The sequence below is a fragment of the Flavobacterium aureirubrum genome, from assembly GCF_038739835.1.
Classification (GTDB): Bacteria; Bacteroidota; Bacteroidia; order Flavobacteriales; family Flavobacteriaceae; genus Flavobacterium; species Flavobacterium aureirubrum.
In genome coordinates this window covers 40,029-62,541 of the sequence record NZ_JBCGDO010000018.1, presented here as the reverse complement: position 1 = coordinate 62,541, position 22,513 = coordinate 40,029, and the positions used below count along the sequence as shown (strand labels likewise).

Annotated in this window: 14 protein-coding genes; 8 read left to right on the top strand and 6 right to left on the bottom strand. The window is 33.8% G+C overall.

Annotated elements, in window-relative coordinates; translation table 11 throughout:
* Positions 1-31 precede the first annotated feature (31 nt).
* The 8 genes from WFZ85_RS12650 (at position 32) to rpsA (ending at position 11,158) form a co-directional block, all read left to right on the top strand.
* Positions 32-847: a M48 family metallopeptidase gene (locus WFZ85_RS12650; RefSeq protein WP_342696666.1), complete on the top strand. Its 816-nt coding sequence runs from the start codon at positions 32-34 to the stop codon at positions 845-847.
* Between the two features lie 73 nt (positions 848-920).
* Positions 921-2,249, top strand: a complete 1,329-nt coding sequence (locus tag WFZ85_RS12645; RefSeq protein ID WP_342696665.1) for an MFS transporter — start codon at positions 921-923, stop codon at positions 2,247-2,249.
* Positions 2,250-2,284: 35 nt separating this feature from the next.
* The gene (locus WFZ85_RS12640) at positions 2,285-3,178 is read left to right on the top strand and encodes a DUF6252 domain-containing protein (protein ID WP_342696664.1); all 894 of its coding nucleotides are present in this window, start codon (positions 2,285-2,287) and stop codon (positions 3,176-3,178) included.
* A gap of 205 nt (positions 3,179-3,383) precedes the next feature.
* Positions 3,384-5,834, top strand: a complete 2,451-nt coding sequence (gene lon / locus WFZ85_RS12635; RefSeq protein ID WP_342696663.1) for an endopeptidase La — start codon at positions 3,384-3,386, stop codon at positions 5,832-5,834.
* Positions 5,835-5,965: 131 nt separating this feature from the next.
* Positions 5,966-6,997, top strand: a complete 1,032-nt coding sequence (gene porQ / locus WFZ85_RS12630) for a type IX secretion system protein PorQ (RefSeq protein ID WP_342696662.1) — start codon at positions 5,966-5,968, stop codon at positions 6,995-6,997.
* Positions 6,998-7,016: 19 nt separating this feature from the next.
* A complete protein-coding gene (gene cmk / locus WFZ85_RS12625; protein ID WP_342696661.1) occupies positions 7,017-7,706 on the top strand; it encodes a (d)CMP kinase in 690 nt (229 codons plus the stop codon).
* Positions 7,707-7,777: 71 nt separating this feature from the next.
* Positions 7,778-9,034, top strand: a complete 1,257-nt coding sequence (locus WFZ85_RS12620) for a nucleoside permease (protein ID WP_342696660.1) — start codon at positions 7,778-7,780, stop codon at positions 9,032-9,034.
* A 348-nt stretch (positions 9,035-9,382) separates the two neighbouring features.
* Positions 9,383-11,158, top strand: coding sequence for a 30S ribosomal protein S1 (gene rpsA / locus WFZ85_RS12615; protein ID WP_342696659.1), 1,776 nt, complete (start codon positions 9,383-9,385; stop codon positions 11,156-11,158).
* Between the two features lie 60 nt (positions 11,159-11,218).
* Here rpsA and WFZ85_RS12610 read toward each other — a convergent pair whose 3' ends face one another.
* The 6 genes from WFZ85_RS12610 to recG all read right to left on the bottom strand — a co-directional run bounded on the left by WFZ85_RS12610 (position 11,219) and on the right by recG (position 22,472).
* The gene (locus WFZ85_RS12610) at positions 11,219-11,929 is read right to left on the bottom strand and encodes a hypothetical protein (protein WP_342696658.1); all 711 of its coding nucleotides are present in this window, start codon (positions 11,927-11,929) and stop codon (positions 11,219-11,221) included.
* 143 nt (positions 11,930-12,072) lie between these two features.
* Positions 12,073-14,493: a phenylalanine--tRNA ligase subunit beta gene (gene pheT, locus WFZ85_RS12605; protein WP_342696657.1), complete on the bottom strand. Its 2,421-nt coding sequence runs from the start codon at positions 14,491-14,493 to the stop codon at positions 12,073-12,075.
* Between the two features lie 188 nt (positions 14,494-14,681).
* Entirely contained in the window at positions 14,682-16,016 is a 1,335-nt protein-coding gene (locus WFZ85_RS12600; protein WP_342696674.1) for a TolC family protein, read from the bottom strand.
* Between the two features lie 19 nt (positions 16,017-16,035).
* Entirely contained in the window at positions 16,036-19,131 is a 3,096-nt protein-coding gene (locus tag WFZ85_RS12595; protein ID WP_342696656.1) for an efflux RND transporter permease subunit, read from the bottom strand.
* A gap of 46 nt (positions 19,132-19,177) precedes the next feature.
* Positions 19,178-20,236, bottom strand: coding sequence for an efflux RND transporter periplasmic adaptor subunit (locus WFZ85_RS12590; protein ID WP_342696655.1), 1,059 nt, complete (start codon positions 20,234-20,236; stop codon positions 19,178-19,180).
* Between the two features lie 127 nt (positions 20,237-20,363).
* Positions 20,364-22,472 carry an ATP-dependent DNA helicase RecG gene (gene recG / locus WFZ85_RS12585; RefSeq protein ID WP_342696654.1) on the bottom strand — a complete coding sequence of 703 codons (2,109 nt, stop codon included), beginning with the start codon at positions 22,470-22,472 and terminating at the stop codon, positions 20,364-20,366.
* Positions 22,473-22,513 lie beyond the last annotated feature (41 nt).

Below are 22,513 nucleotides of genomic sequence, written 5' to 3'. Positions count from 1 at the left end.
TAATTTTGCTCAAAAATGTTTTCTATACATTATGAAAAAAGTTACAGTACTATCAATTGTATCAATTACACTAATTATTTCATGTGCTAAGAATCCATTTACAGGAAAAAGTACTATGGCATTAGTAAACAATAGTGATATTTTTCCAACTGCATTTCAACAATACAATCAATTTTTGACTGAAAACAAAGTTTTAACTGGAACAGCCGATGCGAAACGAGTTGAAAATGTGGGGATGAAAATCAAAAATGCCGCTGAGAAGTGGTTAAATGCTAATGGATATACCGAATATTTGAAAGACTATAAATGGGAATATAGATTAGTAGAAAATAAAGAAGTAAATGCATGGTGCATGCCTGGCGGAAAGATAGTGGTTTACACGGGAATTCTGCCGATAACAAAAGATGAAGACGGATTAGCAACTGTTATGGGACACGAAGTTTCACATGCTTTGGCCAATCACGGTCAACAGCGAATGAGCGCAGCAATATTGCAACAAGCAGGTGCAACTGGCGTTGCTTTGGCAACTGGAGGTTCGAGTGCAGAAACACAGCAATTAGCCATGTTAGCCTATGGTGGAGTTTCTCAATATGGTGGAATGATGCCATTTAGTAGAAGTCATGAAACCGAAGCTGATAGAATTGGATTAACTTTAATGGCGATTGCGGGCTATAATCCAGAACGTGCCGTAGAGTTTTGGGCAAGAATGTCTAAAGCGTCAGGAGGACAAAAACCACCAGAATTCATGAGTACTCATCCTTCAGATGCGATACGAGTTGCTAATTTGAAGAGACTTATTCCAGAAGCAAAAGCAGAAGCAGCTAAGTTTGGCGTAACGTTTAAATAATATTGTAAATACAAAAAAACAGTATATTTAGTCCCGGTTAATTCGGGATTTTTTTTTTACTTATTTATATTTTATGGCAAATTTACCAAAAGGTCATCCAAAATTACTCAATGCATGGGCATTCTATGATTGGGCAAATTCAGTTTACAGTTTAGTTATTGCATCGGCGGTATTTCCCATTTTTTATGAAATGATTTTCAAAGAAAGTGGAAGAAATTATGTAACCGTATTTGGTATGCAGTGTAAAGATACTGCTATGATTAGTTTTGTAACTGCATTCGCTTTTTTGATTGTGGCAATATTTTCGCCTATTTTATCAGGAATTGCAGATTATATTGGAAATAAAAAAGCTTTCCTTCGATTTTTTTGCTATCTCGGAGCCATTTCCTGTATTTGCTTGTATTGGTTTGATTTAAATAAATTATTCTTAAGTTACTCCTTTTACTTTCTAGGACTAATAGGTTTTTGGTCAAGTTTAGTTTTTTATAATTCGTATTTACCCGATATTGCTTTCCCAGAGCAACAAGATAAAGTTAGCGCAAAAGGATTTTCGATGGGTTACATTGGAAGTACCTTATTGCTAATCTTAAATTTAGCAATGGTCATGTTTCCTCATAGTTTTGGAATAGCAGGAGCAGAAGCCGAAGCAAGTATGAAAGCTATGAGAATTTCATTTATAACTGTTGGGGTTTGGTGGATTGGATTTAGCCACATTACTTATTATTATTTACCTAAAGGAAATAAAAAAAATGTAACAATTACAAAGGATTTTATCTTTAAAGGATTCAATGAGTTAAGACTAGTTTGGAAACAAGTAAAGGAAAATTTAGCACTAAAAAGATATTTGTATAGTTATTTTGTTTTCATAATGGCGGTACAAACAGTGATGTTGGTTGCTACTTATTTTGGCGCAACAGAAGTTGCATGGGAAACACCAAGTCAAAAAACGACAGGTTTGATAATTAGTATTTTATTGATACAATTAGTAGCGGTTTTAGGAGCTTATCTCACTTCCAAAGCCTCATCGAAATTTGGAAATATCAATACGCTTATCTTTCTTAATGCTTTTTGGGCTATCTTGTGTGTTTTTGCCTATTTCATAAAAACACCAATTCATTTTTATACTACAGCAGGATTTGTTGGACTTGTGATGGGAGGAATTCAATCTTTAGCGCGTTCTACTTATTCTAAGTTGCTACCTGAAACAAAAGATACAGCATCCTTTTTTAGTTTTTATGATGTAACTGAAAAAGTTGGGATAGTCATAGGAATGTCAATCTACGGAATTATTGATCAAATTACGGGTAGTATACGAAATGCAATTGTGTTTTTAGGTGTCTTTTTTATTGTTGGATTACTACTTTTATTTAGAGTTCCAAAAAATGCCTTGAGAAGTAAATAAAAAAAATTATATTTGAAGAATAATTTCTAATTCATATGAAAAATATCCTTTCCATAAGTAAACTATTTCTTGTTCTAATCGCGTTTGCAGTTACTTCCTGTGATGTTGAGCCTCTCGATCCGGCTATTAATTTAGATGATTTTGATAACTCTAATAATGGACCAGCACTTTTCAAAGCTGATTTTAGTGGGTCAACCTGGACAGCAACATCAGTTGAAGCACTTGTATCTGGAAATTTTATTGCCATTTCAGGGCTGAAAGCAAACGGAGAAGGATTTGATTTTTTAGTACAAGCTAATGCTATAGGTACCTATCCAGCAAATACAAATCTTCTAACTTTTACACCTTCGGGTTCTGAGTTTGGTTATTGGTCTACTAATTTTAATAATCCAGAAGAAAACACGGGATCTATTACTATTACTAACATAAATACCACAAACAACACGATATCTGGAACTTTTAATTTCAAAGGCTATTGGTCTGATACATCCGTAACAAGTATTTTACCAGTTCAATTTACAAATGGGGTTTTTCAAAATATTCCTTTTATTACACAAGACCAAACCGGTGATTCTTTTTTTGCAAAAGTAGGCGGAACCGAGTTTGTTGATGTCGATATTCTTACGACCACTATTTCTGTTGGAAGTCAAGAATTCATTAGCATTGGAGCTCAAAATGCTGCTTTAAATTCTATGACTATTTCGGTTAAAAGTAGTTTAGGAACTGGTACATATGCTATAACAGGAAATGCTACTACAGACGGAGTTCAGGCCATTTATGACTTTAACGATGTAAATTATACGGCTGCTACTGGTTCAATTACAATTATTTCAAAGACAGCAACAAGAATTAGAGGAAATTTTAACTTTGTAACATCGGGCGCAACACCTTTTACAATTACAGAAGGTGCTTTTGATGTGGAGTATTAATTTTTGTAAGGTTTATAAATTCCGCCATTTTGGCGGATTTTTTTTTGGCACAAAGATTGACTACTGTGCTTCATATCGGCGCTGTTTTTGATAATTCCTATTATATTAAAATCATGTTAATCTATCGATATCAGTCTATTTCTTTAAATAGATGTCCTAAATTTGTTTATCATTAAAAAATGTCATTTTGACCAAATCAATATATATGTCAAACCACAATATTTTATCAATCGACAATTTGTCATTGCAAGAATTTGATGCCGAAACCGACTTAATTCCCTTGTTAACGCCAGAGGATGAAGAGGAAATGAATAAAGAAGAGCTTCCTGAATCATTGCCAATATTGCCATTACGAAATACAGTGCTTTTTCCTGGTGTGGTTATTCCTATCACAGCAGGAAGAGATAAGTCTATAAAACTAATTAACGATGCCAATGCAGGTAACAAAATTATTGGTGTTGTAGCCCAAAAAAATGAGGAAGATGAAGATCCATCAAAAAACGATATTTATCCAGTAGGTACAGTAGCTCAAATACTTCGTGTACTTAAAATGCCCGATGGTAACATTACAGTAATTCTTCAGGGTAAAAAACGTTTCGCCATTGATACTATTACATCTGAAAAACCATATATAAAAGCATCGATTAAGCAGGTAGAAGAGAAAAGACCTAATAAGAATGATACCGAGTTTCAAGCTATTGTTGACTCTGTTAGAGAATTAGCAATTGAAATTATTAAAGAAAGTCCTAACATTCCTACCGAAGCTACTTTTGCAATCAAGAATATAGAAAGTCAGTCATTTCTAATCAATTTTGTTTCATCAAACATGAATCTTTCTGTTAAAGAGAAACAAGATTTATTAATGATTAATGTATTAAAAGAAAGAGCATTAGAAACTTTACGATACATGAATGTAGAGCTTCAAAAGCTAGAACTGAAAAATGATATTCAGTCTAAAGTTCGTTTTGATTTAGACCAACAACAACGTGAATACTTCTTGCATCAACAAATGAAGACCATTCAAGAAGAGCTTGGCGGTGTTTCTCATGAGCAAGAAATTGAAGAGATGCGTCAAAAAGCGAAGACCAAAACTTGGGATGAAAAAACAGCGAAACATTTTGAGAAAGAAATTTCCAAAATGCAACGAATGAATCCTCAAGCTCCAGATTTTGGTATACAAAGAAATTATTTGGAATTATTTTTAGAATTGCCTTGGAACAAGTATTCAAAAGATATCTTCGATTTAAAACGCGCTCAAAAAATATTAGACAGAGATCATTTTGGTCTCGATGACGTTAAGAAAAGAATTATCGAGCATTTGGCAGTTTTAAAATTACGTAACGATATGAAATCGCCAATTATTTGTTTAACTGGACCTCCAGGTGTTGGTAAAACATCAATTGGGAAATCTATTGCAGAAGCTTTAGGAAGAGAATATGTTCGAATTTCTTTAGGAGGTTTGAGAGACGAAGCTGAGATTAGAGGACATCGGAAAACTTATATTGGTGCCATGCCAGGAAGGATTATTCAAAGTTTAAAAAAAGCAGGTACTTCGAATCCAGTATTTGTTCTTGATGAAATTGATAAATTATCTAACAGCCATCAAGGTGATCCTTCTTCTGCACTTCTTGAAGTTTTAGACCCAGAGCAAAATAATGATTTTTACGATAATTTTCTTGAAATGGGATATGATTTATCCAAAGTCATGTTTATTGCAACCTCTAATAATATGGCTACTATTCAACCAGCTTTATTAGATAGAATGGAGGTAATTAGAATGACTGGATATACTGTTGAGGAAAAAGTGGAAATAGCACGTCAGCATTTGTTCCCAAAACAATTAAAAGAACACGGTTTAAAGGCCAAGGATTTAACAATTGGAAAAAAACAATTAGAAAAAATTGTTGAAGGATATACGCGGGAATCGGGTGTTCGAAGTTTAGAGCAAAAAGTGGCGCAGGTTATTCGCAATGCGGCAAAGTCGGTTGCAATGGAAGAAGAATACAATAAAAAAGTAACTGATGAAGACATTGTAAAAGTTCTTGGTTCTCCAAAATTAGCACGTGACAAATCAGAAAGTAATGATGTTGCTGGTGTAGTAACTGGTTTAGCTTGGACTACAGTGGGTGGAGATATTTTATTTATTGAATCGCTTATTTCTAGTGGAAAAGGAATACTGACTTTAACTGGAAATTTAGGAACGGTAATGAAGGAGTCTGCTACCATAGCATTAGAATATATTAAAGCTAATGCTGAACTATTTGGATTAGAACCAGAAATGATTTCAAAATATAATATTCATTTACATGTGCCCGAAGGTGCCACTCCAAAAGACGGACCAAGCGCTGGTATTGCCATGCTTACATCATTAGTTTCTTTATTAACTCAGCGTAAAGTGAAGAATAATTTAGCTATGACAGGGGAAATAACTCTTCGAGGTAAAGTATTGCCAGTCGGTGGAATTAAAGAAAAAATCTTAGCTGCAAAGAGAGCCAACATCAAAGAAATTATTTTGTGTCATGAAAACAAAAGTGATATCGATGAAATAAAATCCGAGTATATTGAAGGTTTGACTTTTCATTATGTGAAAGAAATGAGTGAAGTTATTAACGTAGCTCTCACAAATCAGAAAGTGAAAAACGCTAAAAAATTATAATCCAATAATTGTATTTTCTCAAAAGGCATAGGCAATATCGCTTATATGCCTTTCTTTTTTTATCTTTTTTACTAGAATATAAAATAATATCTTCGCATTTTCGTTATAGTTACCAGAACAACTCTTTTTAGATGTTTAAAAAAATAGTATGTATTGTCGTTTGCCTAACTTGTTTGACCTCTTTTAGTCAAGTAGGCGGAAGGTCAGTATATCAATTTTTAAATCTAGTTACTTCACCACGACAAGCAGCTATTGGCGGAAAAGTCATCACTTTTTATGATAAAGATGTGAATCAAGCTCATTTTAATCCCGCATGTATCAACGGCGAAATGGATAACAATCTTTCCTTAAACTACGGAAGTTACTTTGGTGAAGTGACTTATGGAACTGCTTCCTACGCTTATACTTATGACAGGCATGTGCAAACTTTTTTTGGAGGTGTAAACTATGTTAATTATGGTAGTTTTGATGGCTATGATGAAAACGGTGTACAAACTTCAGATTTTACAGGAAGCGAATTAGCGCTTACTTTTGGGTACGCTTATAATATTCCTTTTTCTGATTTTTATATTGGAGCCAATGCTAAATTGATTTCTTCAACATTAGAAAGTTATAGCTCATTTGGTGCAGCTGTCGATATTGGCGTTTTGTTTATTGATGAGAGAAATGATGTAAACTGGGCATTATCGATAAGAAATTTAGGAACTCAAATTACACCTTATCAAGAAACGCGCGAAAAATTACCTCTTGAAGTCTTAATTGGCGTCTCCCAATTAATGGAAAACGTTCCTATTCGCTGGCATTTGACTTTAGAAAACATGCAACAATGGCAAGTTGCCTTTTCAAATCCAAATAGGGCAGAGGGTTCATTAGATGGAAGTTCAACTCCAGAAAGAGTTTCTTTTTTTAATAATGCATTACGTCACGTTATTGTTGGAGCAGAGTTGTTTCCTGAGAAGGGATTTAATATTAGGTTAGGTTACAATTTTCGTAGAGCCGAAGAATTACGAATATTAGAACAACGGAATTTTTCAGGAATTTCGGTGGGCTTTGGATTAAAAATTAATAATTTGAAGTTCAATTATTCTTACTCAAGATATACATTAGCAGCAAATACCAGTTTGTTCGGACTAACAATTGATTTTTCTGGAAACAGATATTAAAGGATTTAAAAATAAAGCATTGAAAAAAATTACCATTGCCATTGACGGATTTTCTTCCACAGGTAAAAGTACCTTAGCAAAACAATTGGCTAATCACTTGGGTTATGTTTATGTTGATTCAGGCGCGATGTATCGTGCAGTAACATTATTTGCTATGCAAAACGGTTATATTGGAACTGATTTTTTTGACAAACAAACTTTAATCAATAGTTTACATTATATAAAATTACATTTTCAATTTAATGGAGATTTAGGTTTTGCTGAAATGTATTTAAACGATGTCAATGTTGAAAAAGAAATTCGAAGTATTGAAGTTTCTAGTTTTGTTAGCAAAGTAGCTGAGGTTTCTGAAGTTCGCTTAAAATTAGTTGAACAGCAACAAGAAATGGGCAAAAAAAGAGGCATTGTGATGGATGGACGAGACATTGGAACCGTTGTTTTTCCTAATGCGGAACTCAAAGTCTTTATGACTGCAAGTCCTGAAACTCGCGCGCAACGTCGTTTTGACGAACTTCAAGCTAAAGGCGATACTGTTACCTATGACGAAGTTTTTAAAAACGTTCAAGAACGCGATTATATTGACACACACAGAGCCGATTCGCCTTTGATAAAAGCAGCTGATGCAATTGAAATAGATAATTCTGAATTGAGTAAAGCGGCTCAATTTGATAAAGTATTAGAATTAGTTCAAAAGGCATCGAAATTGTAGCGATTTTTTGTTTATCTCGATTTAAATAGTAGATTTACTTCCTATTTTTAGTAAACCAAAAAAATATTTTTATGAGTGTAAAGAACAGATTAATCATCATGAACTTTTTCCAATTTTTTGTTTGGGGTGCATGGTTGATTACCATTGCCAATTTTTGGTTTGGGACAAAACAATGGGAAGGCACACAATTTGGATTGGTTTTTGGAACTATGGGTATTGCTTCTTTATTTATGCCTACATTAACAGGAATTCTTGCTGATAGATTTATAAATGCCGAAAAACTGTATGGAGTTTTACACATACTTTATGCTTTCGTTTTATTTTATTTACCGCAAGTTAGCACTCCAGATAATTTTATTTACATCATGCTTTTAGCGATGTGTTTTTATATGCCAACCATTGCTTTATCGAATTCAATTTCTTATAACGCACTAAAGAACAGTAACGATAGTGATGTTGTAAAAGATTTTCCACCCATTAGAGTTTGGGGAACAATCGGATTTATAGCCGCGATGTGGTTAACCAATCTTTCCGGTAATAAAGCTACAGCTTATCAATTTTATATAGCTGGAATTGCGGCAATTTTGTTAGGATTATATGCTTTTACATTACCAAAATGTAAACCACAACACGTTAAAGTTGAGAAATCATCATTTGTTGCAACTTTAGGTTTAGAAGCTTTTAAGTTATTTGGAACCTATAAAATGACACTATTCTTTATATTTTCAATGTTTTTGGGTGGAGCGTTGCAGTTAACAAATGCTTACGGCGATGTGTTTTTAGATGAATTTAAAAATGTTCCTCAATATGCCGACTCGTTTGTGGTGAAATATTCTACTATTATTATGTCTATTTCACAGGTTTCTGAGACGTTGTTCATATTAGCTATTCCTTTTTTCTTGAAACGTTTTGGAATCAAACAAGTAATGTTGATATCTATGTTGGCTTGGGTTTTGCGTTTTGGATTATTTGCCTATGGAAATCCGACCGATGGTTTATGGATGATTATCATGTCGTGCATTGTATATGGAATGGCATTTGATTTCTTTAATATCTCGGGTTCATTGTTTGTCGAAACCACTACAGACTCTAAAATTCGTTCGTCAGCACAAGGATTATTCATGATGATGACTAATGGCGTTGGCGCTATTTTAGGAAGTTTCACCTCTGGTTGGGCAATTGAAAAATATTTTACACATGATGGAGAAAGAGATTGGCACAACATCTGGTTGTCTTTTGCGGCTTATTCATTGGTTATAGCGATCGCTTTTGCAATTTTGTTTAAACATAAACATGATCCGAAAGCTGTGGCGAATATAAGTCATTAAGAAATCGAATAGTAATATAACCCTGTCAGAGTTTCAAACTCTGACAGGTTTTTTTGTTTCTAAGAAATCAATACAAATCTAAATTAGCCCCGATTGAAGTGGAAATCCTCGAAGAGATTGTAACGAAAAGCGGGAAAATGGCATCCAAAAATTCCCAAGCGTTTTGCTTCAAGAAAAAACAACCATATTCTTGTGTAAAAAGTTTTTTATTAAACAAATAATACCTACTTTTGCAATCCTTTTGGCGGTCAGTGTTTCCTCTAGGGTTCAATTAATTATACAAACAACTTCTGTTTTTTTACCGCAAAATGAAACACAGAGAAAACAGAATACAAATTTTTTATCAGCATGTCTGAATTAAACAAAGAACAACAAGCGTTTTTAAACGATTTTAACTGGCACAATTACTCAGAAGGAATTGATGCTGTGGACGAAAAAAACTTACAAGAGTTTGAAGATTTAGTTACTAAAACTTTTATTTCAACTGATCAAGAAGAAGTAGTAGAAGGTGTTGTAGTTAGAATCACTGACAGAGACGCGATTGTTGACATTAATGCAAAATCGGAAGGTGTTATTTCATTAAACGAATTCCGTTACAACCCAAGCTTAAAAGTGGGTGACAAAGTAGAAGTATTGATTGACGTTCGTGAGGACAAAACAGGTCAATTAGTATTGTCTCACAGAAAAGCAAGAACTATCAAATCATGGGATAGAGTTATTTCTGCTAACGAAACAGGTGAAATTGTTACAGGTTTTGTGAAATGTAGAACTAAAGGTGGTATGATTGTAGATGTTTTTGGTATCGAAGCATTTTTACCTGGTTCACAAATTGATGTGAAACCAATCCGTGATTACGATGTATATGTAAACAAAAACATGGAATTTAAAGTGGTAAAAATTAACCACGAATTCAAAAATGTTGTAGTTTCACACAAAGCGCTTATCGAAGCGGATATCGAAGTTCAGAAAAAAGAAATTATTGGTCAATTAGAAAAAGGACAAGTTTTAGAAGGTGTTGTTAAAAACATTACTTCTTACGGTGTGTTTATTGATCTTGGCGGTGTTGATGGATTAATCCACATTACTGATCTTTCTTGGTCAAGAATTAATCACCCAAGTGAAGTTCTTGAATTAGACCAAAAATTGAATGTTGTAATTCTTGATTTTGATGATGAGAAAACAAGAATTCAATTAGGATTAAAACAATTAAACGCTCATCCTTGGGATGCTTTAGATGCTAATCTTAAAGTGGGAGATAAAGTAAAAGGTAAAGTAGTTGTAATTGCAGATTACGGTGCGTTTATCGAAGTTGCTGAAGGTGTTGAAGGATTAATTCACGTTTCTGAAATGTCATGGTCTACGCACTTGCGTTCGGCTCAAGATTTCGTGAAAGTGGGTGATGTTGTTGATGCAGTTATTTTAACATTAGATAGAGATGATAGAAAAATGTCTTTAGGTATCAAGCAATTAACACAAGATCCTTGGACAGATATCACCGCTAAATATCCTGTTGGTTCAAAACATATTGGTATCGTTAGAAACTTTACTAACTTTGGAATATTTGTTGAATTAGAAGAAGGAATTGACGGTTTAGTTTATATTTCTGACCTTTCTTGGACGAAGAAAATCAAACACCCATCAGAGTTTGTTAACGTAGGTGACAAATTGGACGTAGTAGTTTTAGAGCTAGATGTTGATGGACGTAAATTATCTTTAGGTCACAAACAAACTACAGCTAATCCTTGGGACAAACATGAAGATGCATTCGCTGTTGGAACTATCCACACTGGAACAATCGCAGAGATTGTTGACAAAGGTGCTACTGTAGATTTTGGTGACGATGTAGTTGCGTTTATTCCAACTCGTCATTTAGAAAAAGAAGATGGCAAAAAATTGAAAAAAGGTGAAGAAGCTGAATTCAAAGTAATTGAGTTCAACAAAGAATTCAAAAGAGTTGTCGCTTCGCACACAGCAATTTTCCGTGAAGAAGAAGAGAAAAATGTAAAAGCGGTTGCTGAAGCTGTAGCTTCAAATAATAATGCACCAGCTTCATCTCTTTTGGATGCAAATGATGTTCTTGCTGGTTTGAAAGCAAAAATGGAAAAAAACGAGAAAAAGAAGTAATTCTTTTATTGTATAAAGTAAAAGTCCTCTCGTGAAAACGGGAGGACTTTTTTTTGCTACTTAATTATTATAATATTTTCGCTGCCAAATCTCGGTATTGAAATTTTTACCTACCATAAAGAAGAAATATCCTAAAATTGCAAATATGGATTTGAAGGTAAACAAGAAAATAATTACAGGTGCTAACGGCACAGATTTACTTAAATTACTTTGTGGTATTACAAGTGTTACCAATACACTTAAAATTACGGTAAAAATGGTGAAGTTCCGTAAACTTTTTAGTGGAAGAACCATCAGTTTTCTGAAACTATTCATTTCATCACCCCATTTATGAATTAAATAGTAATAATTATTCCCTATAGGCACAAATAACAAGGGATCGTCATAATTAACCAAATGAAACGCTTTACTCGGAGCAACAATTTTAAAACCACTCAAGTTAGTTTGATGTTCTTTTTCAAGATTTTTAATCTTGCTAATTGCTTCCTCTGGAATAGTGTTTTTAAATAAGTTACTATCTAAAAAGCGCAAACGATAATCAACACAAATCTTTTCAATATGACTTAAATGATAGATGTTTTCAGTCTTTAGCAAATCAAAAACAAGCGCGTTTTCTGCCTTACTTGGATTTTTTGTGGATAACTTATTAGAAATTTCAGTTCTAGAATTTTCGTCATCATTCAGGATTTTTTCAACCTGTAATAATAAATCACTATTCTTCTCATTGTCCCTGAAGGACCTTAGTTTCAATTCAAGATCTATTTTTTTCATGGCAAAAGTTTTTTTTACGAAATTAAAAAAATAGTATTTGATATGTAATTAATTTATAATGTTTAACAATTGTTCATATAAAAAAAGCTCGAATTACTTCGAGCCTATTAATTGAGTGTAATAAAATATCAAGGAAAAATAATTTATCTTATTACTGCACCTGTTTCAGAGTGCAAATTCTTTTGTAACTTTTGCATGATTTTATCAATTTGTTCGTCTGTCAATGTTTTTGAATTGTCTTGTAAAATAAAACTAATTGCATATGATTTTTTTCCCTCAGGAAGATTTTTTCCCTCATAAACATCAAACAGATTTATATCTTTCAATAAAGATTTTTCGGTTTGCCTAGCAATTTGGTAAACAGTTTCAAAAGCAATGGAGTTGTCAACTAACAACGCCAAGTCTCGTCTCACTTCAGGATATTTTGGGATATCTTGAAATTTAATTTTTGTTGTAATTATTTTTAGAACTTCGGTCCAGTCAAAGTCGGCATAAAACACATCTTGTTTGATATCAAAATGTTTCAAAACAGATTTTTTAACAGTGCCAAATTCAACCAATGTAGTATTTCCTGAAACGATTGCAATACCTTCTGAAAAAATATCGTTTAAAGCAGGTTTGTTCTGTACTTTGCAAATTCCTAATCGAGCAAAAATAGCATCGATATATCCTTTAAACAAAAAAAAGTCAGATGGCTTTTGAGAAGTGGTCCAGCTTTCTTCCATTCTATTCCCTGTCATAAAAAGCGTTAAGTGCTTTTGTTCTTTATAACCTGATGGTAACTTTTGATAGGTTTTTCCAAATTCGAATAATTTTAAATCATTATTTCGGCGGTTGATATTATAAGAAACAGCTTCCAAACCTGAAAATAGTAGCGACTGACGAAGTGCGGATAAATCGTTACTTAAAGGGTTTAACATCAAAACATTATGCTCTTCTTGAAGCATTTCCGATAAATGGATATACTCTGGCGATGTTAATGAGTTTGCCATCATTTCATGAAGACCTAAACTGTTTAGTTGTGTAGCAATGATATTTTGAACCTTATAATCTTCAGTTCTGGCAGAATTTGAGACAGTAGCATTTAGCTTTTTTGTAAAGTTAATGTTGTTATAACCATAAACCCTCAATATTTCCTCAATTACATCAATTTCTCGTTGCACATCAACTCGATATGAAGGAATAATTAATCCTAAACCAGCATCGGAAACAGTAGTTACTTTAATATCGAGCGAAGCTAATATCTTTTTAATAGTTTCTTTTGGTAATTCTTGCCCAATAAGTTTATAAGCTTTTTCAAAATTTAAAAACACGGGAAAATCCTCAATCTTTTTCGGATAAATATCAATAATATCCGAAGTAATTTCACCACCAGCAACTTCTTTAATTAGCAATGCGGCGCGTTTCAATGCAAATTCGGTAATATTTGGGTCAATTCCTCGTTCAAAACGGAATGACGCATCAGTGTTCAAGCCGTGGCGTTTGGCTGTTTTACGAATTGAAATAGGATTGAAATAAGCACTTTCTAAGAAAATAGAATTAGTAGTTTCTGAAACTCCCGAACTTTTACCACCAAAAACGCCTGCTATGCACAAAGGTCCTTTTTCATCACAAATCATTAAATCGTCTGAACTCAGACTTCTTTCAACATCATCAAGTGTGGTAAATTTTGTTCCTTCTGCTAACGTTTTAATTGTAATTTTTCCATTTATTTTTGCCGCGTCAAAGGCATGCAATGGTTGACCTAAATCGTGTAAAATATAATTGGTTACGTCTACAATATTATTTTTTGGTGTTAAACCAATAGCTTTTAATCGATTTTGTAGCCAAGAAGGAGATGGTTTTACTGTAATTCCTGAAAGCGTTACACCACAGTATCTCGGCGCAAGTTTCTGGTCTTTTACGTCAACATCTATTTTTAGAATTCTTTTATCAATTCTAAAAGTACTAACGGATGGAGTTATTAACTCGATATTGCTGTTTTTTTGCAACAAACTGGCACGTAAATCACGTGCAACTCCATAGTGTGACATCGCATCAGCTCTATTGGGTGTTAACCCAATTTCGAATACTTCGTCATTCTCGATATTAAATACTTTTGCACATGGAGTCCCGGGTTTTAGTTTTTCGTCCAAAATCATGATGCCTTCATGGCTTGAGCCAAGACCAAGTTCATCTTCCGCACAAATCATCCCATGACTTTCTTGCCCGCGAATTTTTCCTTTTTTGATTTCAAATTCAATTCCGTCTTTATCAAACAACTTTGTTCCAATGGTCGCAACAGGTACTTTTTGTCCTGCTGCTACATTATTTGCTCCACAAACAATTTGCACCGGATTTCCATCACCTAAATCAACTGTAGTCACTTTCAATCTATCAGCATCAGGATGTTTTTCGCAAGTTAAAACATGACCAACCACAACTCCTGCTAAACCGCCACGAACAGATTGATAATTAGAAACGACTTCAACTTCCAAACCTAAATCGGTCAGTATAGCAGCAGTTTCTTCTGATTTTAAATCTATTTTAATAAATTGTTTTAACCAATTGTATGAAATCTTCATTTTCGATTTTTTATAAGTTTGCAAAGATAGTTATAATCAAAAAATATAGCAATTGATGCGCCGGAAAATATGCTTTTTTTTACCGCTACAAGCTCATAACAATTCTATAATTGAAAGGTAATGTTTTATGGATTGCTGTTGGCGAATTAACGCAATTTAACAACACCAGAAGAGGTAACCGTTGAATTTTAAAAACTCATATTTCCCGCTAGCTCTTTCAAAGCGATTTCAGATAGTTTAGCTTGAAATTGCGCATTGCTAGAACGCACTTTTGCATTTATAAAGTTTAGTTGTGCCGTTCTAAATTCTATTGTAGTGATGGTGCCAATCCGAAATTTATCAACTGTGATGTTTAAGTTTTGCTTAGCGATTGCCTCATTTTTTTCTTCTAATTGAATTAAATCGATGTTAGTCAAATAGGTTTGAAATGCAATATTTAGTTCTGAGTGCAATAGCTGACTTTGTTCTTCTATAGCGATTTTAGCATTTTCTACTCTAATCTTCGCAATTTTTTCATTGCGGTTTTGCGCAAATCCATCAAAAACATTTAACGAAGCTCGAAATCCATAAGTTAGACCTTGTGCTATAAATTGAGAGGTAAATCCCAAACTCGATTGGTTATCTAGAAAATTATATCCTGTATTCACGTTTAAAACAGGATAACGGTTTCCTTTTACTTGTTTCAATTCTAATTCGGAAACTCGTTTATTGATAATTTCAGCTTGCAGTTGCGGATTTTGTTTATCAGCCAGAGAAATTAACTCGTTTAAAATTAATTTATCATCAACGGATACTTTATCAACAACTTTGAAGTCGATGCTGGCTTCTCTTGCTAAAATTTGGTTCAAAATGATTTTTTGGTTGGTATAAGTTTCCTTTTGTCGCAACAACGTTACCCTATCAGTATTTAAATCGACTTGTGCATTTAAGACTTCTAATTTCGATGCTTTACCAATATTGAAACGATTTTGTGCCAATGTTAAACGTTGTGTAGAAATTGCAATCGTCGTGTCGAGAGCAGCTAACTGTTGTTGTTGCTGAACTAAATCATAGTAAACTGCATTTACGGCACTTATTCTCTGGATAATTACTCGTTTTAAATTTGCTTCACCAAGTTTTTGTAACTCTTTTAGTTGGTCTAGTCGAGCAAACATTCTAAAACCATCAAAAACAGTCCAATCAAGACCAACGCCATAAGTTAAAGTATTATTTCTAGCGTTATCTAATGTATTAATAGTTCCGTCTTGTCTAATTTGTGTACTATTTTGAACGCTATTAGCATCAGCTAGTGTTGCATTAATTCGAGGTAACATTCCCGCATTTCCTATGGCAACATTGGTTTTGTCGATAGTTAAATTATTCGATGCTATTTTTATTTCAAAATTATTTTCTAATGCTATTTTTATTGCATTTTCTAGGGTTAAAACTTCTTGCGCAGTTGTTTCTAAAATGCAAAATAGGCATAGGAATAAGTTCCAAAAATAAAATGTATAATTTCTGTTTTTTACCACTAATTTACGCATAGTATTTGGGAACATATAATTAATTAAGCTCACTTTCATACTCTTTAATATGATCAAATTCGGGATAATGTTTTCTTGCTTTGGACCACATTAAATACAAAGCTGGTATTATAAACAGGGTTAAAACCAGCGAAAATATTGTTCCTCCAACAATTACAACACCCATTCCCATTCTGCTGGCTGATGCTGCACCAATAGACATTGCAATAGGCAAAGCACCCAACGAAATCGCCAAACTTGTCATTAAAATAGGTCGTAGCCTAGCTTCTGATGCTTCTAGAATGGCTTCTAACTTTGGTTTTCCCTGTTCTCTCAATTGGTTGGCAAATTCAACAATCAAAATTCCGTTCTTAGTCACTAGTCCAATAAGCATAACAGTACCAATTTGACTGAAAATATTCCATGTTTGACCAAATAACCAAAGCGAAAATAATGCACCAGCAACTGCCATTGGCACAGTTAAAATAATTATAAAAGGGTCAATGAAACTTTCAAATTGTGCGGCCAAAATCAAAAATATAAGTAATAATGCTAAACCAAATGCAAATGAAGTATTGGAACTACTCTCAACAAAATCTCGAGATTCTCCGCCTAAATCCGTAGTAAAAGTATCATCTAATATTTTTGATTTTATGTCATTCATGGCATCAATTCCATCGCTAATACTTTTTCCAGGTGCTAAGCCAGCAGAAACGGTTGCTGACATATAGCGATTATTATGAAATAGTTGTGGTGGATTACTTTTCTCTTTAATTGTAACCACGTTATCCATTTGGATTAAATCTCCTTTATTATTTTTAACAAACATGGAAGTCAAATCGAGTGGTGTTGAACGATCCTTTTGGTCATATTGTCCGATAACTTGGTACTGCTTGCCGTTTTGCATAAAGTAACCAAAACGCTGACCGCTTAATGAAAGCTGTAATGTTTGTGCAATGTCTAAAACCGAAATACCTAAACTCTCTGCCTTTTCTCTGTTTATTGAAATGTTGATTTCGGGTTTGTTGAATTTTAAATTTACATCAGAGGTGGAAAAAGTTTCGTTCTTTGAAACTTCATCCATAAATAGCGGTATTTTTTCCTCCAATTTTTCAAAATTTGGCGCTTGAATTATGTACTGAATAGGCAAACCACCGCGTCTATTTACAGATATTGTAGGTTGTTCTGTAACCGATATTTTAGCTTCAGAATATTGACTGGTCCATTTGGTTAATTTTTCGGCTATTTCTTTTTGCGAACGTTCTCTGTTTTCAGGTTCTTTTAATGAAATTCTTATAAAGCCGTTATTTGCTGACGCCGCCAAAAATCCGGGAGAAGTTATAACTAACGCTACTTTTTTCTCAGGAATTGAGTCATCAAGTAACCTTGATACTTCTTGCATAAAACGATCGGTATATTCATAGGTTGAACCTTCTGCAGTATTCACTCGCATTGTTAGTGCACTTCTATCGTCATAAGGTGCTGTTTCTTTTTGTAATACATTAAAAAATAAGTAGATTAATCCAAAACAAGCAATCAAAATAGGGAAGCTTAGCCATTTTTTCTTCATAAAACTTTCAAGTGAGCTGGCGTAACTTTGATTTAATTTGACAAAAAACGGTTCGGTTTTTAAATAGAAAGTAGACTTCTTTTGTTCTCCACTATTCATTAAATAGGCATTTAACATAGGAGTTAAAGTAAGAGAAACAAAAGCGGATATCAAAACCGCAGCACCAATAACGACTCCAAATTCTCTAAACAATCTGCCTACAAATCCTTCAAGAAAAATAACAGGAAGAAAAACTGCTGCGAGTGTTATGGATATAGAAATCACGGCAAAAAATATCTCATTCGAACCTTTAATTGCTGCTTCGATAGGTGTCATTCCTTCTTCTACTTTTTTGAAAATATTTTCGGTAACAACAATTCCGTCATCCACCACTAATCCTGTTGCTAAAACAATGGCAAGTAATGTCAGTACATTTATAGAAAAACCAAAAAGCCACATGATAAAAAACGTAGCAATCAACGAAACAGGGATATCAATTAATGGTCTGAACGCAATTGCCCAATCTCTAAAAAATAGAAAGATGATTAAAATTACGAGTAATACTGATATAGTTAAGGTTTCTGCTACTTCAATTACTGATTTTTTTACAAAAAAAGTAGTGTCTAACGCAATGTTTAACTTGATATCTTTGGGCAAATCTTTTTTAAGTTTTTCAAATTCTTTATAAAATTCTTCTGAAATATCTAAATAATTTGCACCTGGAAGTGGAACAATCGCAACACCAACCAATGGCAAACCTGATTGTGTCATTTTGGTTTCTAAATTTTCAGGACCTAATGCAGCATAGCCAATATCGCTAAATCGTACAATCTTTTCACCATCTGTACGAATGATAATATTGTTAAACTCCTCAGCATTGGAAAGATTTCCGATGGTTTTAACAGTAAGTTCCGTGTTGGCTCCAGTTATTTTTCCCGATGGCAATTCAACATTTTGTTTTTTTAATGCATCTCTAACTTCCGAAACGGTACAACCATATGAGGCCAATTTTATTGGATCTATCCATAACCGCATCGCGTATCGTTTTTGTCCCCAAATTTGAACACCACTAACTCCTGGTATTGTTTCAAGACGTTGCGCAATTACATTTTCAGCAAAATCACTCAACTCTAATGGATTTCTTGTATCGCTTTGAACGGTCATCGATATGATAGCATCGCCATTAGCATCAGCTTTTGAAACAACTGGCGGTGCATCAATATCTTGAGGCAAAATTCTGATGGCTTGCGATACTTTATCTCTGACATCATTAGCTGCTTCTTCTAAATTTTTATCAAGATTGAATTCAATGGTAATGTTACTGTTTCCCTGTGTGCTTGAAGAAGTTACGTTTCTAATTCCATCAATAGAATTAATTGCTTTTTCTAGTGGTTCTGTAATTTGCGACTCAATGATATCTGCATTAGCTCCTGTATAACTTGTTCGTATCGATACTTGTGCCGGATCGATAGAAGGATATTCTCTCACGCCAAGAAAAGTATAGCCAATTATCCCAAATAATACAATAAGTAAATTGATGACAATGGTAAAAACAGGTCTTCTAATGCTAGTGGTTGATAAACTCATTTGTAGTTAAATTTCGGATTTCAATAGTAGAAATCTTAGAATTCTATTATTTAATTTTTACCTCAATTGGTGTTTCCTCTTTTAAAGACATTACACCGCTTGTCAATACAGTATCGCCTTCTTTCAAACCTGACAACACTAAAACAGTAGCGCTTGTTCTGTTTGAAGTCTCAATTTTTACTTCTTTGGCTTTACCGTTGTTGGCAATAAATACTTTCTTTCCGTCTTGTACCGGAATTACAGCTTCTGTTGGAATTACAATCGCATCTTTGATATTTTCTAATGGTAATGTTACGTTAGAAAAAGTTCCAGGCAATAATTTTCCATCCTTGTTTTCTGCAACAGCACGCACTTGTAACGTTCTTGTAGCTACTTGAACTTCGGGTTCTATTGCGTATACTTTGGCCTGATATTTTTGAACTGAACCAGCAACTGTAAAACTTATACTAGAGTTTGGTTTTATTTGATTGGCATATTTTTCGGGAATCGAAAAAGTAATTTTTAGTGTACTTATATTGACCAATCGTGTTACCAAAAGGTTAGGAGTAATAAATGTTCCAGGTGAAATAGCTCGCAATCCTATTTTCCCCGAAAAAGGCGCTTTTACGACTGTTTTAGTGATTTGCGCTTGAATGAGTTGTACTTGTGCTTGTGCCATTTTGAATTCGGCTCGTGCTACGTCATACTCTTCTTGGCTAATTGCTTCTTTTTGAAGTAATAATTTTGCTCTTCTTTCATTTTCAGAAGCTAATTCTTGCTTGGTTTTGGCTTGGGTTAATTGTGCTCGAAGTTCTGTATCATTGACTTTAAAAAGCAGTTGACCTTTGTTAACAGTACTACCTTCCTTAAAATAAATTCCTTCAACAAGTCCTGAAATTTCACTTCTTATTTCAACTTGTTCATTGGCTTCAATCGAACCTGAAAGTGTAATCGTATTATCGAATTCTTCCGATTTTACAATAACAGCAGTGACAGGTATGGAGTTATTTTTACTTTCTTTTCCTTTAAACTCGCCGTTTTTGTTTTGGTTTGTTGTTATTCTATAGCCAATAAAACTTCCAAGTCCGATGATAAGTAATAAATAGACGATATGTTTTATTTTCATAAGTTTTGATTTGAATGCATACAAATAAGATGCTAAAAGCATTGGCGTTGCAAATGTAAATTATAAGATCGGGTTCGCCTTAACAGTTGGTTTTTATTTAACGTTTGTAGGTACAAATGTCGTAAATTCAACTGATATAATTCCAAATGTTTTTCTTTTTAGTGAGCTCGATAAATACGTTTCGTAACGTTTGATGTTCGGGCAATGACATCGAAGAGTCTTTTTTTAACAATTTTATAGCTTCATTTCGAGCAACGACTAATATGTCTTTGTCTTTTACCAAATCGGCTATTTGTAAATTTAAAACACCGCTTTGTTGTTTTCCCATGATATCACCAGGACCGCGAAGTTTTAAATCGACTTCGGCAATTTCGAAACCGTCATTGGTTTTACACATGGTTTCCAATCTTATTTTACTTTCGTTGGAAAGTTTGTGAGAAGTCATTAAAATACAATAACTCTGTTCAGCGCCACGACCAACGCGACCACGCAATTGATGCAATTGGGACAAACCAAAACGTTCAGCACTTTCGATAATCATTACGCTGGCATTAGGAACATTTACACCAACTTCAATTACTGTTGTTGCCACCATAATATTGGTTTTTCCTTCGGCGAAGCGTTTCATTTCAGAATCCTTTTCGGCTGGTTTCATTTTCCCGTGAACTATGGAAATACTATAGTTTGGTAGTGGAAAATCTCTGGAAATGCTTTCATAACCATCCATTAAATCTTTATAATCCATCGTTTCACTTTCCTGAATTAACGGATAAACTATATAAATTTGTCTGCCTTTGGCAATTTCATCTTTTATAAATTTCCAAACTTTCAATCGGTTACTGTCATAGCGATGAACGGTTTGAATGGGTTTTCGTCCTGGTGGCAATTCATCAATAACTGAAACATCTAAATCACCATACAAACTCATGGCTAATGTTCGCGGAATTGGCGTTGCCGTCATTACAAGTACATGTGGCGGAATTTCATTCTTTTTCCACAATTTTGAACGTTGTTCGACACCAAAACGATGTTGCTCATCAATAATTGCTAATCCTAAATTTTGAAACTGCACTTTGTCTTCCAATAAAGCATGTGTTCCGATAAGAATATGTAAACTGCCATTTTCTAATTCTTCATGAATGATTTTCCTTTCTGAAGTTTTCGTTGAACCCGTTAGAATTTTTATATTGATATTTAAATCTTTGGCTAATTCAGTCAATCCGTTAAAATGTTGATTGGCTAAAATTTCGGTTGGCGCCATTAAGCAACTTTGAAAGCCGTTGTCTAAAGCGATTAGCATTGCCATTAATGCTACAATCGTTTTTCCCGAACCAACATCGCCTTGAAGTAATCTATTCATTTGGGCATTGGTTCCCATATCGTTTCGAATTTCTTTCAACACTTTTTTCTGCGCATTGGTTAGTTCAAAAGGCAAATGATTTTTGTAAAAATTATTGAAATTTTCTCCAATTACGGTAAACGGATGACCTTTGATTTTATGTTTTCGAACTAAATTTTTGGTGATTAATTGAAGTTGAATAAAAAATAATTCTTCAAACTTCAATCGGAATTGTGCTTTCGCTAAAAGTTCGGGACTTTTTGGAAAATGAATGTTAAATAAAGCTGCGTTTTTCGGAATTAATTTTAATTCATCCAAAAGATATTGCGGCAACGTTTCCGTGAATTTTGCTTGCGTTTCAAGAAACAATTGCTGCATCATTTTATTCACCACCCGATTAGAAATTCCTCTATTGGTCAAAGTTTCAGTTGATGGATAAACGGGTTGCAATGCCGAACGTAAACTTTGTTCGTGTTCGCTAAGCAATTCCATTTCAGGATGTGCCATATTGTATTGACCATTGAACGATGTTACTTTTCCGAAAATAACATAAGGAATATTGATTTTCAAACTTTCTCTAATCCATTTATGACCTTGAAACCAAACGAGTTCCATTTCGCCAGTTTCATCAACAAAAGTGGCTACTAAACGTTTTTTGGCTTTGCCGAATTCTACTGTTTTAACATTTATAATTTTACCAACAATTTGTACTTCCGCAGGATTATTGTTGAGTTCATTAATTTTATAATAACGCGTTCTGTCGATGTAACGATTAGGATAAAAATTAATCAAATCTTCATAGCGATGAATGCCCAATTCTTTGCGCAACAGTTCGCCACGTTGCGGACCAACGCCTTTTAGGTATTCGATAGAAGTAAGAAGAAGTTGATTGGACATTTCAATTTTAATAGTAACTGCAAATTAAAAATGCAATAATT